Annotated in this window: 12 protein-coding genes, 1 tRNA gene and 1 pseudogene; 5 read left to right on the plus strand and 9 right to left on the minus strand. The window is 72.2% G+C overall.

The features are described from left to right. Positions 1-17: 17 nt before the first annotated feature. A complete protein-coding gene (relB, locus tag MXD60_RS11095; protein WP_248818939.1) occupies positions 18-1,046 on the plus strand; it encodes a type II toxin-antitoxin system RelB family anti-toxin in 1,029 nt (342 codons plus the stop codon). Here relB and MXD60_RS11100 read toward each other — a convergent pair. After that, positions 1,012-1,809: a Cof-type HAD-IIB family hydrolase gene (locus MXD60_RS11100; protein ID WP_248818940.1), complete on the minus strand. Its 798-nt coding sequence runs from the start codon at positions 1,807-1,809 to the stop codon at positions 1,012-1,014. The two genes, relB and MXD60_RS11100, sit on opposite strands and share 35 nt — an antisense overlap. A gap of 125 nt (positions 1,810-1,934) precedes the next feature. Here MXD60_RS11100 and MXD60_RS11105 point away from each other — a divergent pair, with 125 nt between their 5' ends. Both MXD60_RS11105 and hisG read left to right on the plus strand, forming a co-directional pair. After that, a complete protein-coding gene (locus MXD60_RS11105; protein ID WP_248818941.1) occupies positions 1,935-2,351 on the plus strand; it encodes a phosphoribosyl-ATP diphosphatase in 417 nt (138 codons plus the stop codon). Between the two features lie 40 nt (positions 2,352-2,391). Then, positions 2,392-3,240: an ATP phosphoribosyltransferase gene (gene hisG, locus MXD60_RS11110; protein ID WP_248818942.1), complete on the plus strand. Its 849-nt coding sequence runs from the start codon at positions 2,392-2,394 to the stop codon at positions 3,238-3,240. Positions 3,241-3,347: 107 nt separating this feature from the next. On the opposite strand, the gene folE is transcribed toward hisG, so the two are convergent. The 5 genes from folE to dacB form a co-directional block, all read right to left on the minus strand. Continuing rightward, complete coding sequence (folE, locus tag MXD60_RS11115) at positions 3,348-4,103, minus strand: GTP cyclohydrolase I FolE (protein ID WP_248818943.1); 756 nt, start codon at positions 4,101-4,103, stop codon at positions 3,348-3,350. Then, complete coding sequence (gene ftsH, locus MXD60_RS11120) at positions 4,100-6,346, minus strand: ATP-dependent zinc metalloprotease FtsH (RefSeq protein WP_248818944.1); 2,247 nt, start codon at positions 6,344-6,346, stop codon at positions 4,100-4,102. The genes folE and ftsH overlap by 4 nt, the downstream gene beginning before the upstream one ends. 228 nt (positions 6,347-6,574) lie before the next feature. After that, the gene (hpt, locus tag MXD60_RS11125; RefSeq protein WP_518467760.1) at positions 6,575-8,338 is read right to left on the minus strand and encodes a hypoxanthine phosphoribosyltransferase; all 1,764 of its coding nucleotides are present in this window, start codon (positions 8,336-8,338) and stop codon (positions 6,575-6,577) included. 52 nt (positions 8,339-8,390) lie between these two features. Next, positions 8,391-9,512, minus strand: a complete 1,122-nt coding sequence (locus MXD60_RS11130; RefSeq protein WP_248818945.1) for an Rv3626c family coenzyme F420 biosynthesis-associated protein — start codon at positions 9,510-9,512, stop codon at positions 8,391-8,393. Between the two features lie 171 nt (positions 9,513-9,683). Then, a complete protein-coding gene (gene dacB, locus MXD60_RS11135) occupies positions 9,684-11,102 on the minus strand; it encodes a D-alanyl-D-alanine carboxypeptidase/D-alanyl-D-alanine endopeptidase (protein ID WP_248818946.1) in 1,419 nt (472 codons plus the stop codon). A 567-nt stretch (positions 11,103-11,669) separates the two neighbouring features. Here dacB and MXD60_RS11140 point away from each other — a divergent pair. Further along, complete coding sequence (locus MXD60_RS11140) at positions 11,670-12,206, plus strand: inorganic diphosphatase (RefSeq protein ID WP_308222438.1); 537 nt, start codon at positions 11,670-11,672, stop codon at positions 12,204-12,206. 546 nt (positions 12,207-12,752) lie between these two features. Here the strand turns inward: MXD60_RS11140 and MXD60_RS11145 are convergent. Beyond that, a tRNA-Thr gene (locus MXD60_RS11145) sits at positions 12,753-12,824 on the minus strand. Between the two features lie 252 nt (positions 12,825-13,076). On the opposite strand from MXD60_RS11145, the gene MXD60_RS11150 reads away from it, so the two are divergent. After that, on the plus strand, positions 13,077-13,811 hold the full coding sequence (locus tag MXD60_RS11150; protein ID WP_248818948.1) for a response regulator transcription factor: 735 nt from the start codon (positions 13,077-13,079) through the stop codon (positions 13,809-13,811). Positions 13,812-13,819: 8 nt separating this feature from the next. Here MXD60_RS11150 and MXD60_RS11155 read toward each other — a convergent pair. Beyond that, positions 13,820-14,638, minus strand: a pseudogene (locus tag MXD60_RS11155) (PSP1 domain-containing protein); the annotation flags it as partial. Positions 14,639-14,754: 116 nt separating this feature from the next. Next, positions 14,755-15,999 carry a DNA polymerase III subunit delta' gene (locus tag MXD60_RS11160; protein WP_248818949.1) on the minus strand — a complete coding sequence of 415 codons (1,245 nt, stop codon included), beginning with the start codon at positions 15,997-15,999 and terminating at the stop codon, positions 14,755-14,757. Positions 16,000-16,002: the final 3 nt, after the last annotated feature.

The following is a 16,002-nucleotide window of genomic DNA, read 5'->3' on the forward strand; positions in this document are numbered from 1 at the left end:
TGGTGGCGGAGGTGGCGATGGAGTCGGAGGCCCCGGATCCGCCGCTGCCCGCGTCCGCACAGGAGCTCGGGGCCGAGCTGGCGCGGCTGCGGCACGAGCGGGGGATGACCGGCCAGGCGCTGGCCGCTGCCGTGGGCATCAGCCAGAGCAGCGTCTCCAAGATTGAGAACGGTCTGCTCCGGGTCAGTCCAGCCGACGCCGAGCGGATCGCCGAGGCCCTGCAGGCGCCGCCCGACGAGGTTCGGCACCTGGTGGAGCTGGCCGTGCGGGGGCGGTCCGAACCCGTGCGCCGGCCCTCCCGGCGGCGCGTCGGGGCCGGCGGCGAGGAGGCGGCCCGGCTACTCGGCGTGAGCCTGGACCAGCAGGAGGTCCTCGACGCCGAGCGGCAGGCGACCCTGATCCGGGAGTTCGAGCCCATCCTGCTGCCGGGTCTGATCCAGATCAGCGAGTACGCGCGCCGGGTGGTGAACGGCTACCACCGCATCACCATCGGCGGTGACGAGGGCACCTGGTACCAGCGCACGGCGGAGAAGGTGAGCCAACGGATTCGACGGCAGAATTTGCTCTATGAATCCGGTCGACGGTTCGAGTTCATTCTGATGGAGTCGGTGCTTGGGAACCGGTTCGCCCCGCCCGAGTACATGATCGGCCAGATCGGAAGAATCGCCGCCGTGGCCGAGCTGCCGAACGTCATGGTCCGGATAGTTCCGAGCAGCGCGCAGCTCGAATACCCGCACGTCCAGGGGTTCACGATTCTCGACGAAAGCCTCGTCGTGGTCGAGACACTGGAGGCGACGGGATACGACCACCCCGACCAGATCCGGATCTACGGAAAGATCTTCGACGAGTACGCCGCGCTGAGTGCATCCGATCCGCAGGCCATTCTCGCCACCTACATGAGCACCTACGCCGGGCTGCTGACACCGCGACGGACCGATCCCACCGGACCGCGCTCGGTCGCACCCGCCGAGACGCGGGGCGCCTCCGAGGTCCCGCGCGAGTCGCCGGACGTCAGTCCGACGGCGGGAACAGACGTTCCAGAATGAGGGCGACCCCGTCCTCGTCGTTCGACGCGGTGATCTCGTCGGCGGCGGCGAGCACGTCCGGATGCGCGTTGGCGACGGCCACCGAGTAGCCGGCCCAGGCGAACATCGGCAGGTCGTTCGGCATGTCGCCGAACGCGATCACATCCGCGGCCCCGAGCCCAGAGTCGGCCACCAGCTCGGCGAGCGCCACCGCCTTGGACACTCCCGCGCCGGCGATCTCCACCAGGTTCGCACTCGACGTGGTCACCACCGCGTCCGTCCCGGCCAGTTCGACGATCACGTCGTAGACCTCGGCCAACCGGCCGTTGCCGCGGCACACCAGCAGCTTCGTCGCCGGCAGCGTGACCACCAGGTCGGGGAGAGCCGCGACCAGTTCCTGGGGATCCGGCCACATGGTCTCGAACGCCGGTTCGCGGCCGAACCGCAGGCCGCTCTCGACCGCGAACGTCACGTCCGGCACCGCGGCCCTGATGTCCCGGGCCAGGCGCAGCGCCGTCGCGTGCTCCAGATAGCGGTGGCGGACCGCCCGGCCCGAGTTGAGGTCGAGCACCAACGCGCCGTTGGCGCAGATCGCGAGGCCGGACATCGTCGTCTGGGCGACGACCCCGGCCATCACGCGACTCGGCCGGCCGGTCACGAACACGACCATCGCACCACAGGCGCGCACCCGGAGCAGGGCCGCGCGGGTGCGGGCCGAGACGGTGCCGTCGCCGCGGAGCAGCGTGCCGTCCAGATCCGTGGCGACAATGGCGGGCGGGGACACAGTCGTCCAGTCAACCAGCAAGTCAGTGGACGGGGCACCGGGTTTGCCGGCATCGGTGGAGGTCACCGGGCGGGCAGGGACTTGACGCGGCAGTCGGTCCGCCGCCTGCGGGTAGCATGCCGGGCATGATTCCTGCCGATCGGCCCGGTCCGTCGACGCCCGGGGTCTCCGCGCGGCCCGAGGCGGGCGGGGGCGCGTCCGGTCAGGCGCGCGCCGCCGAGGGGGCAGGCGTGGCGCCGGGCTTCGCGGCAACCGCCGGTGCGGCTACCTCAGCTAACAGAAAGACATTCGACGAGCTGTTTGTTGAGGTTGCCGAAAAATGGCGCCAGCGGACACCGGAGTCGGGTACGGTCGCCGCCCTCGACAAGGGGGTTCACCATCTCGGCAAGAAACTTGTCGAGGAGGCTGCGGAGGCCTGGATGGCGGCCGAGTACGAAGGTCGGGAGCGGGCAGCTGAGGAGATCTCGCAGCTGCTCTACTGGAGTCAGCTGCTCATGGTTTCGCTGGGCCTTTCCCTGGACGACGTATACTCCCACCTGTGAACGCGCCCTGGTCCATTCGTGTAGACGCTGAGTAGTGACGATGCTTCGTATTGCGGTTCCCAACAAGGGGGCGCTGTCCGCGGCCTCCAACCAGTTGCTTGCCGACGCCGGCTACGAGGCCCGGCGGGATGGCGCGGAGCTGGTGGTCAGTGATCTCGAGAACGACATCGAGTTCTTCTTCCTGCGACCGCGCGATATCGCCGTGTATGTCGGGTCGGGACGGCTCGATCTCGGGATCACCGGGCGTGATCTGCTGCTGGACAGCAGCGCCGCGGCGGAGGAGTTGCTGCCGCTCGGCTACGCTCACGCCACCTTCCGCTACGCGGCCCCGGAGGGCGAGTACGCGGACGTCGCCGACCTGCACGGCAAACGGATCGCCACGTCGTTCCCCGCGCTGGTGCGGGCGGACCTCGCCGGTCGCGGGATCACGCCGGCCGGGGTCGTGACGCTGGACGGCGCGGTCGAGACGGCGGTTCGCCTCGGGGTCGCGGACGCGGTGGCCGACGTGGTCGAGACCGGCCGCACGCTGCGGGCCGCCGGGCTGGAACTGCTGGGCGAGCCGGTGCTGCGCTCCGAAGCGGTCGTCATCGCCAAGCGTGGTGCGGTGCTGTCGGTCGGGCACGAGCGGCTGCTGCGCCGGGTGCAGGGCGTTCTGGTGGCCCGCCGCTACGTGATGATGGACTACGACGTCCCGACGGCCGTGCTGGAGAAGGCGTGTTCGATCACGCCGGGCTACGAGTCGCCGACGATCTCTCCGCTCGCGCGGGAGGAGTGGGTCGCGGTGCGCGCGATGGTGCTCCGGGCGGACGTCAACCGGACGATGGACGACCTGTGGGACATCGGTGCCCGCGGCATCCTCGTGTCCGGCATTCAGGCCTGCCGGCTGTAGTTCCAGCCGGGCGAGTTCCAGCCGGGCGAGTTCCAGCCGGGCGAGTTCCAGCCGGGCGGCCCGCGTTCACCCTGCGTGCAGGGCAGGTCGCGGGCCGCCGGGGGTCGTCAGCGGCCGCGGCCGCCGCCACGCAGGATCAGGGACATTCCCTCGCTACGGGTCGCGGTGCTGAGGAACTGGCCGCGAACCGCCGAGGTCACCGTGGTCGCCCCTGGCTTGCGGACACCGCGCATCGACATGCACAGGTGCTCCGCCTCGACGACGACCATCACCCCGCGGGGCTCGAGGACGTCGACGAGCGCGTCGGCGACCTGGGAGGTCAGCCGCTCCTGGACCTGCGGCCGGCGGGCGTACAGGTCCACCAGCCGGGCCAGCTTCGACAGGCCGGTGATCTGACCCTTGTCGTTCGGGATGTAGGCGACGTGCGCCTGGCCGGAGAAGACGACCAGGTGGTGCTCACACAGCGACGAGAAGTCGATGTCCCGTACGAGCACCATCTCGTCGTGGCCCTCGTCGAAAACGGTGGTCAGGACCTCGCTCGGCTCACGGCCGAGTCCTTCCACCGCTTCCTGGTAGGCGCGGGCGACCCGGTCGGGCGTCTTGCGCAGGCCCTCCCGGTCCGGGTCCTCCCCGATGCCGATCAGCAGCTCACGGACGGCCCGGGCCACCCGCTCGTGGTCGAACGGGCGTACCTGCCGGGGGCGCGCCCGATCACGCTTCGCGGCCGCGGCCGCCGGACCGGCACCAGTAGCGGCGCCGGTAGCGGCGCCGGTGCCGGGGCCGCCGAAGCTGTCCGATGCCGTGCTGCCGGCGTCCATCCCCTCGTCCACCGAGGTGAACCCGTCGTGGGAGTCGGACGTCAACGGCGTCTCCTATCGTCGTCGTTCGGCCAGGGCGGGGCCCAGGGGTTGTGGATCTGTGGCCCGTCGGGCGGCGCCTCGCTGCCCGGAGCCCCCTGGCCATGGGGATAACCATGGCCGCCCGGACCGCCATTCCCGCTCGGCGGTCCGTAGCCACCCTGGCCGCCGTTCCCGCCGGGGCCGTAACCGCCCTGGCTGCCGTGCGGAGCGCCGGTGGGCTCGACACCGGACGTTCCCGGCGCACCGTTGCCCGCCGGGCCGACGCGGTCCCGGCCATTGCCATGGCCGGGACCGACGTTACCGGCGCTGCCGTGGCCGGGCTCCTTCACCAGGTCCGCGACGGCGGTGGGGACGAGGCCCAGCTCGGCCGGTGTCTGCACCGGTGGGCGGTCCGACGGGATGCGCCGGCCCACTCCGGTGTAAATACCGCGCACCGGGCGCTTCTCCACCGTCGCAAAGGTCTCCGCGACCTCGTCCTTGCTCAGCGTCTCCGTGTCCATCAGCCGCAGCACGAGGTTGTCGAGCACGTCGCGGTAGGTGACCAGCACCTCCCACGCCTCGTCGTGCGCCGACTCGATCAGGCGCCGAACCTCGACGTCGATCTCGCTGGCGACCTCCTCGGAGTAGTCGCGCTGATGCCCGACCTCCTTGCCGAGGAACACCTCGCTGTTCTCGGTGCCGAACTTGATCGCGCCGAGCTTGTCGCTCATCCCGTACTGGGTGATCATCGCCCGGGAGATCTGGGTGGCCTTCTCGATGTCGTCGCTGGCGCCTGTGGTCGGGTCGTGGAAGACCAGCTCCTCGGCCGTGCGACCGCCGAGCAGGACGGCGAGCCGGTCCAGCATCTCCGAGCGGGTGGACAGGTACTTGTCCTCCAGCGGGAGCTGCATCGTGTAGCCGAGCGCGCGGCCCCGGGGCAGGATCGTGACCTTGTGCACCGGGTCCGCGTTCGGCAGCGCGTGGGCCACGAGTGCGTGCCCGCCCTCGTGGTAGGCGATGCGCTTCTTCTCCCGGTCGCTCATCGCGCGGGTCTTGCGCTCCGGACCGGCCATCACCCGGTCGATCGCCTCCTCCAACAGCGCGGAGGAGATGAACTTCAGGTTCGACCGGGCGGCCAGCAGCGCGGCCTCGTTGAGCACGTTGGCCAGGTCGGCACCGGTGAAGCCGGGGGTCCGACGAGCGATGATCAGCATGTCGGCGTCGGGGCCGATCGGCTTGCCCTTGGCGTGCACCCGCAGGATGGCCTCCCGGCCGAGCAGGTCGGGCCGGTCGACGACGATCTGCCGGTCGAACCGACCGGGCCGCAGCAGCGCCGGGTCGAGGATGTCGGGCCGGTTCGTCGCGGCGATCAGGATAACGCCGCCCTTGACGTCGAACCCGTCCATCTCGACGAGGAGCTGGTTGAGGGTCTGCTCGCGCTCGTCGTGCCCACCGCCGAGGCCGGCGCCGCGGTGCCGGCCGACGGCGTCGATCTCGTCGACGAAGATGATCGCCGGTGCGTTCGCCTTGGCCTGCTCGAACAGGTCACGGACCCGGCTGGCGCCGACACCGACGAACATCTCGACGAAGTCGGAACCCGAGATCGAGTAGAACGGCACCCCCGCCTCGCCGGCGACAGCCCGGGCGAGCAGGGTCTTGCCGGTTCCGGGCGGCCCGTAGAGCAGGACCCCCTTGGGGATCTTCGCGCCGATCGCCTGGAACTTGGCCGGGTTCTCCAGGAACTCCTTGATCTCCTGGAGCTCCTCGATGGCCTCGTCCGCGCCGGCCACGTCACCGAAGGTCGTCTTGGGCGTGTCCTTGCTCACGAGCTTCGCCTTGGACTTGCCGAAGTTCATGACGCGGTTGCCGCCGCCCTGCATCTGGTTCATGAAGAAGAACAGCAGGAGCACCACGAGCAGCACCGGCAGCAGGTTGAGCAGGAGGGAGACCAGGATGTTTCCGCGGTCGACCGAAACGTCGTACGGGACCCGACTGGTCCGCAGTTCATTGGCCAGATTGGCACCCTGCTGGGTGACGTAGGACGACGCGTACTTCCGGCCGTCCTTCGTCTGGATCTGGATGAGCTGCTTGGAGTCCTGGATCTTGGCCTTCGCCACCTTGCCATCGTCGATCTGTTGCTGGACGAAGTTCAGGTCGCGTTTGGCGTACTCACTGGGACCCGACAAGACGCCCGTCGTGAGGATGATCACGAACAGGACCAGGAGCAGTAGTGGCACCCAGCCGCGGAAGATTCTTCTTGGAGTCATCTGTCTGGAGCGCCGGACACGAGCGCTCCACCCTCCTGACGTGTGTACTGCCCTCGATCGGGATTCCCTTGTGCCGAGGGTACCGCCGGTGCGCGTGTCTCACCGCGCGCACATCCGACCAACGGATCGGCGGCCTGTGCTGTTCCGACCGGGGCGCACGGGGATCCACCGGGGTGCATCCAGGTTGGTGGCCCGCCCGGTTCGCCCGGTCCGCGCCCGCTCGGCCGGTCAGCCGCGAGCACCGCGCTCGATCGCCGCCGCCGTCAGCGTGCCGACGAACGGGAGAGTGCGATAATACTCTGAGTAATCAAGGCCATACCCCACGACAAAAGCGCTGGGAATATCAAAGCCGACATAGCGGACATCGATGTCCACGGTGAGCGCTTCCGGCTTGCGGAACAGCGCCAGCACCTCCAGCGAGGCGGGTCCCCGGGAGCGCAGGTTCTTCAGCAGCCAGGACAAGGTCAGGCCGGAATCGATGATGTCCTCGACGACGAGCACGTCCCGACCTTCGATGGACCGGTCAAGGTCCTTGAGGATGCGCACCACGCCTGAGGACGATGTCGACGACCCGTACGACGACACTGCCATGAACTCCATGGTCAGTGGCACCTGCAGGGCCCGGGAGAGGTCGGCCATCACCATCACGGCGCCCTTGAGCACGCCGACGAGCAGAATCTCCCGGCCGGCGTAGTCCGCGTCGACCCGTGTCGCGAGCTCGACGATTTTCGCGGCGATCTCGTCGGCGGATACCAGGACCTCGTCGATGTCGGGATGAGGGCTGGTCGCCGGCGCGTCGTCGCGTGGGCTGCCGGCGTCGGGCGTCGTCGTCGCGGCCTGACTCACCTGGTCGTCCTCCTCCGTGTACGCCGACGGGGTGCTGCCCGGTCCCCGGCCGGCCGATCCGACCGGTGACCGCGTCGCGACCACCGGTCCGGTCAGTGTGATCTGGTCGGCCCAGCGGCGCGCGAGCACGCCCGACGGCAACGGGACCGGTTTCTGGCCGCGCCACCGGGTCACGAGCTCCTCCACCGCCCAGATGTGCTCGGCGAGCAGGGCCGACGGGGATGATCCGACGTCGACGGCGGCGCGGCGCAGCACCCGCCCACGCACGGCGGCGGGCATGGCGGCCAGTTCCCCGACCTCGAAGCGGACCTCGGCGCCAGCCGGGCCGGCGGACCCGGCGGCAGTGGTGGCAGTGGTGGCGAACGTGGCAGTGGTGGCGAACGTGGCGGCGGCGGTGGAGTCCAGCGCGTCCGCGTCGGCCCGCAGCAGGGTGGCGCCCCGGGCCAGCGATTCGGCGATGCCCGGGCCGAGCTCGGCTTCCAGCAGCGGCAGCACACTGTGCCGCACCCGCGCCCGCGCGAAGGCGCGGTCGGCGTTGGTCGGGTCGTCCCACACCGCGAGTCGCTGCGCGCCGCAGGCGGCGCGGGTGTCGGTGCGGCGAAGGCCGAGCAGCGGCCGGCGCAGCAGGCCGTCGCGGGGGCGCATGCCGCCGAGCGACCGGGCCCCCGCACCGCGGGCGAGCCGCAGCAGCACGGTCTCCGCCTGGTCGTCCAGGGTGTGTCCGAGCAGCACGGCGCGGGCACCCAACCGGTCCGCCGCGGCGAAGAGCGCGGTGCGGCGGGCCTCCCGGGCGGCGCCCTCCGAACGCGGGGTGTGCGCGGACAGCACCTCGACCGGCCGGAGCTCCAGCTCCCGGCCGAGGTCCGCGACGCCGTGCGCGCGAGTCGTGGAGTTCTCGTCCCAACCGTGATCGACGACGAGCAGACCGGCGCGCAGTGCCCGCCGGGGGGCGACAAACGCGAGCGCCGCGGCCAGTGCCAGCGAGTCGGGCCCGCCGGAGCAGGCGACGAGGACCAGTTCATCCGGGTCGAGATCGGCGATGGCGGAGCGGACCGCCAGCCGCACGGCGGCCACCGCGGGAATCGGACCCCGGCTCGGGCGGTCGCGCGGCGGACCATCGGGATGATCGCCGGTGAGCGTGGAGATCACCGGGGCGGCCGGACCGTGGAGACGCCGACGACTCCGCGGGCCATGCCGGTCACGCCGAGATCGACGGACGACTGCCCAGGACGCGCTGCATCCACGCGGTCGGGTCGGTCAGCTCGGCCCGGGTCGGCAGCGTCGCCGGCGACTCCCACACCGTGTTGAAGCCGCCCACGCCCGCCTCGGCGACGACGGCCCGCACGAACGCGCCGCCCTGGCGGTACTGCTGAAGCTTCAGGTCCAGGCCGAGCAGGCGCCGGATGAACCTGTCCACCGGCGAGCCGCCGTCGCGCCGGCCCTCGAACTTCGACCGGATGTTGGCGACGGTCGGCACGACCCGGGGGCCCACGGCGTCCATCACCTGGTCCGCGTGGCCCTCCAGCAACGTCATGATCGCCTGGAGTCGGTCGAGCACGGCTCGCTGTGCCGGTGTCTGCAGCGCCTCGACGACACTCGGGCTGTCCGGCCCGCGGTCGAACACCGCTCCGCGCAGGGCCGCCACCGCCGAGCGCACCCGGTCGGCGAGCACATCCGGATCGAGGTCGGTGGCCTCGATGAACGCGGTGATCTCGGATTCGAGGTGGGCTCGCAGCCACGGCACGGCGGTGAACTGGCTGCGGTGGGTCTGCTCGTGCAGGCACACCCACATCCGGAAGTCCCGCGGCACGACGCCCATCGTGGCCTCGGCGTGGGCGATGTTGGGCGCCACGAGGCTGAGCCGGCCGACCGCTGCCGCCGCGTCGGCGTCCAGCGACTTCGCCTGAGCGTCCAGATACTCCTCGGGCGGAAGGAAGATCTCGAACTGGCCGAGCACCTTGCCGGCGAGGTACGCCAGCGCCGTGCCGAGCTGGACTCCGGTGACCCGTCGCCCGACGGCGGCCGAGAACCTGCTGCGCTGTTGCTCGGAGAGCTTGCTGAGCAACGGGGTGGTCAGCACGCGCAGGCCCGCCACGTTCGAGCGCACCCACTCGGGCCGGTCCACCACGTTGATCGGGGTCGGCGCGCCGGCCGGCGTGAGGTGGGTGTAGTCCTCGACGTGCCGCTCGGCTTCCACCGCGAGACGACGCAGCTCGGCGACGACCTCGGCGGCCTGCTCACGGCTGATCTGCGGGCCGGGGCGGACCAGCTTCTTCGCCGTCGTCACGGCGAGTTCCCAGTCGACCAGCTCGGCATCCACGAATCCGAGCGTACCGGGCTGGACCCAGGTCTGCCCCCCGCGTCGTGGATGCCGGTCCGGGCTGGTGTATCGAACACCTGGCGGGGACGGCGTGTCCGGCCGGCGCGGCACGGTCGGCATGGACCGCGCGGGCTGGTTCCACAGGCTGGTTCGGTGCCGGTGCGGCGGAGATCAGCGGGCCGGCGCGGGCGAGCCGGCCGCTCGCGCCGGCGCCTGGCAGCCGCAGCCGGCGAGGGCGGTGGCGATCCGGTCCAGCGCGGTCTTGGTCCCGCCGGCCTCCTCGGCCGGGGAGAGGAACGCGAACAGCAGCAGCCGGCCGTCGGCGTCCACGACCTGGCCGGCGAGGCTGCTGACGTTGCGCAGAGTGCCGGTTTTCGCCCGTACCTCGCCGGCCCCCGCCGCGGTGTCGCCGGAGCCGAACCGGTCGCCGAGGGTCCCGGAGAAACCGGCCACGGGCAGCCCGGTGAGCAGATCGCGCAGCGCGGGGCGGACGGGGAGGACGGCCGCCCGCAGCAGCGCGACGAGGGTCGCGGGCTCGATCAGGTCGCCTGTGGACAGTCCGCTGACGTCGTACAGGGTCGCCCCCGCCGTGGGCAGGCCCAGCTCGGTGAGGGTGCCGGTCACGGCGCGGACCGCCCCGGCGAACGACGCGGGCAGACCGCGGTGGCGAGCGAGCAGCCGGCCCAGGCTTTCGGCCAGATCGTTGTCCGACTCCGACAGCATCTTCCCGACGAGGACCCGGACCGGCGGGCTGTCCACGGCGGCGAGCTGGTGGGCCGACGGCTCGGCCCGCCCCGTGCCGACCGAGCCGACGTGGATCCCCGCCGCCGTGAGCGCCCCGGCGAACGCGGCCGTCGCCGCCGCCGGCGGATCGGCGGCGCGCGGTCCCGTGGCACCGGGAGCCGGGCGTCCCGCGTCCAGCTCGAGCGCGGACACCGGTGCGACGTCGCCGTCGGTCACGTAGTTGTCGCGCCAGCCGGGCGCCCGGTCAGGGCCCGCGAACAGCGACGCGTCGCCGACCACCCGGCTGACGGAGGTGATGCCCGCGGCGCGGACCTGGGTGACGAGGTCCGCGAGCCGGGCGAGCGTCGGGTAGTCGTCGGACGCTGGGGAGGCGGTGAGCGTCGGATCGCCGGCACCGACCAGCCACAGGGTGCCGCCCGGCGCCGTCGCGGCGCCGCCGGCGGGCGGGCTGTAGACCACCGACGTCCGCAGCCGGGTGTCGGGAAACGTGGCGAGGGCCGCCGTGGCGACCGCGGTCTTGAGCGTGGAGGCCGGGGTGGCCGGCGTCCGTCCCCGGACGTCGAGCAGCACCTTCCCGGTCAGCGCGTCGACGACGAACGCGGCCGGCCCGGCCAGGACGGGGTCCCTGAGCGGACCGGCGAGCCGGGCGGTGAGAGCCGTGGGGCTGGGTGTGGGCGCCGCGGGATCGAGGCCCGTGAGGATCGTGCGGGCGCTGGTGGGCGCCCCGGCGCCCAGCGCGGCGGCCGGGCGACCGGCGGCGGGGCCCGCGGCCAGGGAACCGGCGAGCAGGGCGCCGGCGAGCGCGGTCAGCGCACCTGTCCGGGCGACCGGCGCGGGTGAGGTCACTCGCCGGACACTACGCAAGCCGTGCCGCCTGCGGGGTCACGTGGCCCGGCTGCGTGGCCGTTGCCGCCGTTCGGCCGGTGCGGGCCGGAGTGCGGGCCGACGTCCGCGGTGGCGGTCACCGGTCGGGGTGTGTCACCGTATGGCACGAGGTGCCAGCCCGGCGGTGCTCCGCGAGGACTGTCACCGGACTGCCTGCCGTGGACTCGGCAGACCAGGACAGAAGCGCCCGGTGGCGCGGCCGGAGGCGGGGGAGTCGATGCCGTGCCCGGCGGGCACCGGCCAGAACCATCCGGTTGGGCGAACCGTGCGGCATCGCGTTGTGGCGATGCCGACCGGGTGGCTCGGGCGGGGGGTGGCGTCCGCGAGACTGGGAGGGGTAGCGGTCGTCATGCGCGGTACCCGTCCGGGTACCGCCGGGGCCGTGGCGCGTAACCGGCGCGGGCTACCCACGCCCGGCCGCCCGCGCGAACGGCGGCCGGCCAGCGCCGGCGGCCGGGAGCGGCGCACACGTGGCAGCCGCCCGGAACGGACCGGGCGGGCCTGAGCATGAAGGAGACAGGGAGCGGAGTGGACCTTGAGTTCGATGTGACCATCGAGATCCCCAAGGGGCAGCGCAACAAGTACGAGATGGATCACCACACCGGGCGTATCCGGCTTGACCGGATGCTGTTCACCTCCACCCACTACCCCTCGGACTACGGCTTCATCGAGGGGACTCTCGGGCGGGACGGTGATCCACTGGACGCGCTGGTCCTGCTGGAGGAGCCGACCTTCCCCGGCTGTCTCGTGCGCTGCCGGACGATCGGCATGTTCGAGATGACCGACGAGAAGGGCCCGGACGACAAGGTGCTGTGCGTCCCGGTGGCGGACGTCCGCCAGGAGCACCTGCGGGACCTGCGGCACCTGCCGGAGTTCGACCGTCTGGAGATCCAGCACTTCTTCGAGGTCTACAAGGATCTGGAGCCCGGCAAGTCGGTCGAGGGCGCCTCCTGGGTGGACCGCAAGGAGGCCGAGCGGGAGATCCTCGCCTCGATCAAGCGGCTGCGCGACGCCGAGGCACAGGAGTCCGGCGAGCACGAGGAGGCCGAGCCGAAGTCCGCGTGACCGGCCGACCCGCACGACGGCGACGCCTCTTCATGCACCGGCCCGGACGGGTCGCGTGGATGGAGAGGCGAACGTCGCTTCTGGCGGTGCTCTGTGCTCCGGGACGGCGACGGCCGCGGGTCTGTCGGCGGACCATGATTGCCGGGGAGCGCGGGCCGGCGACGGGAATCGAACCGCCGATGTACGCCAACGGGGTCACGACACCTCTGCCGAATGATCGCGCACCGCTAGCTCACCCGGGCTGCCCGGCAACCCCCAGGACCGTCCTGGTCCAGGATCGGAACAGTGTGCTCGCGGGCGGGCTTGTGGCCGGGCTCGGGCTCCTGAGCGGGTTCTGAGGCGGGTTCGGGGGCGGGCCCTTGGGCCGGCTCGCGATCGGGCTCCTGGGCGGGGTGGTCGGGCTCGTGGGCGGCCTCGCGTACGGGCTCGGAAGCGGACGCAACTCGGCCCGGGGACGTCTGTGGCACTTAGTTGAGGACTCGGACCGGTGCGCTACTCCAGCGTGATCGCTGCTAGTTTGGTCCGGCCCTGGTCAGACGGGGTGTGAGCCGGAGGCGGGGATTGAACCCGCGACCTATCGCTTACGAGGCGATTGCTCTGCCACTGAGCTACTCCGGCGATCGGCCGGGAAGTTGCCGGCCGGGGTTGAGTATGCCAGACGGCGCTCCGGGTCGACGCTGACGGTGGCCGCAGGCCGGTTCCGGCGCGGGTTCGCCGGTGGGTGGGGGCTGGCACGACCCCACATTTTCGCTACTTAAAGTAAGTAAACAGTTGCTTCTGGCAAGAATTTGCTCACATTGGCGTGTCGAAGGGCGCAAATCGCCACCCCGGTCGCAGTGGTTCCGGAGAGGATGCGTAGGGTTTCGCTCCATGACCGGGGCCGGGGACGCTGCGCCTGCAGCGACGACGCGAGGAGCCTCACTCCTCGTCGCCGAGGACGATGAGGCATCTCGCGTAGCACTTGCGCGAAGCCTGGAGAGATTCGGCTATCGCGTGCTGGAGGCCGCGGACGGCGAAGCCGCGCTGCGCCTTTTCCAGACGACGGAGATCGATCTGGTTGTGCTGGACGTGGCGATGCCGCGGATGGACGGGTTCGCGGTGCTCAGCCGCCTGCGCCAGACGAGCGAAGTGCCGGTGATCATGCTCACCGGGCGCGCCGAGGAGGTCGACCGGGTGGTCGGCCTGGAGCTGGGTGCCGACGACTACGTCGTGAAGCCCTACTCCCTGCGGGAGCTGGTCGCCCGGGTCCGGGCCCGGCTGCGCCGCCGGCCGGCCGAGCCGCCGCCCCAGCGCAGCGGCGACGGCAACGACCCGCTGGTCTACGGGGACGTCTCCATCGACCTGCGCGCCCGCGAGGTCGCGGTCGCGGGTGAACGCATCGACCTGACCGCGCGTGAGTACGAGCTGCTGGCGTTCCTCGCCCGCCACCCGCGACGGGTGTTCAGCCGGGAGGAACTGCTCGAACAGGTCTGGGGAACCCGATTCCAGGACCCCGCCACCGTCACCGAGCATGTTCGACGGGTCCGCACGAAGGTGGAAGGGCGTCCGCCGCAGCGTCGGCTCGTCACCACCCTGCGCGGGATGGGCTACCGCTTCGACCCGTGATCGTCGGCCGGCCCGTGGGCGGCGTCGTGTGCCTGCCGGGAGGGGCACACCGACGCCCGTGCACAGGAGCTCCGCCCCCCGCCGTCCAGCGCGACGACCACCTCCTGACGGGGCACGTCGTGCCGCACGACCCGGCCCTCGCCCGCCGGCGTGCGGGCCCGCTCACCGACGGCGGGAACAGCGTCGGCGAACTCCTCGTACAACGGGTGTTCGTAGCGCAGGCAGCACATCAGCCGCCCGCAGGCGCCGCTGATACGCATCGGGTTGAGCGCCAGGTCCTGATCGCGGGCCATCCGTAGGCTCACCGGCTCGAAGTCGGTGAGGAACGTGGCGCAGCACAGGTCCCGCCCGCAGGAACCGATGCCGCCCTGGACCCGGGCGCTGTCGCGGGCCGAGAGCTGCCGCAGGTGCACCCGGGCGGCGAGCGTGCGGTTGAGATCCCGGACCAGCTCCCGGAAGTCGACCCGGCCGTCCGCGGTGAAGTAGATGGTGAAGGCGCCGGAGTCGGGTGTGTGGTCCACCCCGACGATCTTCATGGCCAGGTGGTGCTCGCGGGCGAGCCGCCGCGCGGCGACCCGGGCCTGGGCGCGGCGGCGCCGCGACGTCTCGGCGCGGTCCACGGCGTCCTGCCCCGCCAGCCCGGCCAGCACCGGCAGTTCCCCGATCTCCTCCGACACCCACTGGGGCGCCCACATGCAGGTGGCGACCTCCGGCCCGGCGTCGGTGGGCACGAGCACCCGGTCACCGACCCGCGGCGTGAGCTCACCCGGATCGGCGTAGTAGAGCCGGCCGCGCGGGGAGAACGCCACCGCGCACATCATCGGCATCCGGCCCTCACCTCCTGGCGCGCGCACCGACCGGACCGTGCCGCGGATCAGAATATGCCCGGCTGACCGGCACGTGGGCGCTTTCGCCTGACTCGCGGGCCGCCCGGCGCCGAACGTCAGTCCTCGCGCAGGGCCAGGACGAGCGACTCGACGGCGAGCAGCGGCACGAGCCCGGGATTGTCGGCCAGGGCCGACCGGGTCGCCAGCACGGCCTCCAGCCGCCGCAGCGTCCGCTCGGGCGTCGAGGCCGCGCCCAGGCTGGCGGCGTCGGCCGCATGGTCGGGATGGATCGGCTCGACCGGCGCGCCGAGCTGCTCGGCAAGCACGTCGCGGTACAGCCCGGCGAGGTCCACCAGGGCCCGGTCCAGGGAGTCCAGGACCGTGCGGCGGCCCCGGCTCTTCTGGTTGCGTTCGAGTTCCTTGAGCGCGCCGACGGCGCCGCGGACCGTCATCGCGCGGGCCTTGGCGCCGGCCTTCGGGGCGCGGGCCGACGCCGACCGGCCGCCCGCCGCGGTCGCGCCGACCCCGAGGGCGGTCTTCAACGCCGCGGTCTCGGCCTCGTCCCGTTCGGCGTTGGCCGCCTCGGCGTCGGCGGTGGCCGCCTCGACCAGGGCCGCGGCCGCCGCCAGGCAGTCGCCGACGCGGCCCAGCCGGGTCGGGATGCGCAGCACCGCCGTCCGGTGGGCCCGGGCCGCCTCGTCGGTTGCCAGGCGGCGCGCGAAACCCAGGTGGCCCTGGGACGCCGCTGCCACTGCCCGCGCGGTGCGCTCGTCGACGCCGTCGCGCAGGAGCATGGCCCGCACGTCGGCAGCGGCGGGCAGGCGCAGGGCGACCGTCCGGCAGCGGGACCGGATGGTGGGCAGGACGTCCTCGACCGACGGCGCACACAACAGGAACACCGCTCGCTCCGCCGGTTCCTCCAATGCCTTGAGCAGCGCGTTCGCCGCGGACTCGGTGAGCCTGTCCGCCTCGGTCAACAGTAGGATCCGCCACCGGCCGCCGGCCGGGGCGCTCGCCGCGTCCCGAACCAGGGCACGGACGTCCTTCACTCCGAGGGAGAGGCCCTCGGGGGTGACGGTACGAAGATCGGTGGCAGTGTCGGTGAGCACCGTGTGGCAGCCCGGGCACTCTCCGCAGCCCGGAGGCTCCCGTTCGCAGCTCAGGCTCGCGGCGAAGGCGCGGGCCGCGTCCTCCCGGCCGGCGCCCGCCGGACCCGTGAACAGCCAGGAATGGGTCATCCCGGACCGCTGTCCGCCCGTGGCGCCTGGACCGGTCGTCGAGCCGGACCGGGCGGCCGCGGCGGCGGCCCGCAGCGTCGCGACGACCGCGTCCTGCCCCACCAGCGCGTCCCAGACCGTCATCCG

Origin of the sequence: Frankia sp. AgB32 (assembly GCF_023243045.1) — a bacterium.
Taxonomy (GTDB): domain Bacteria; phylum Actinomycetota; class Actinomycetes; order Frankiales; family Frankiaceae; genus Frankia.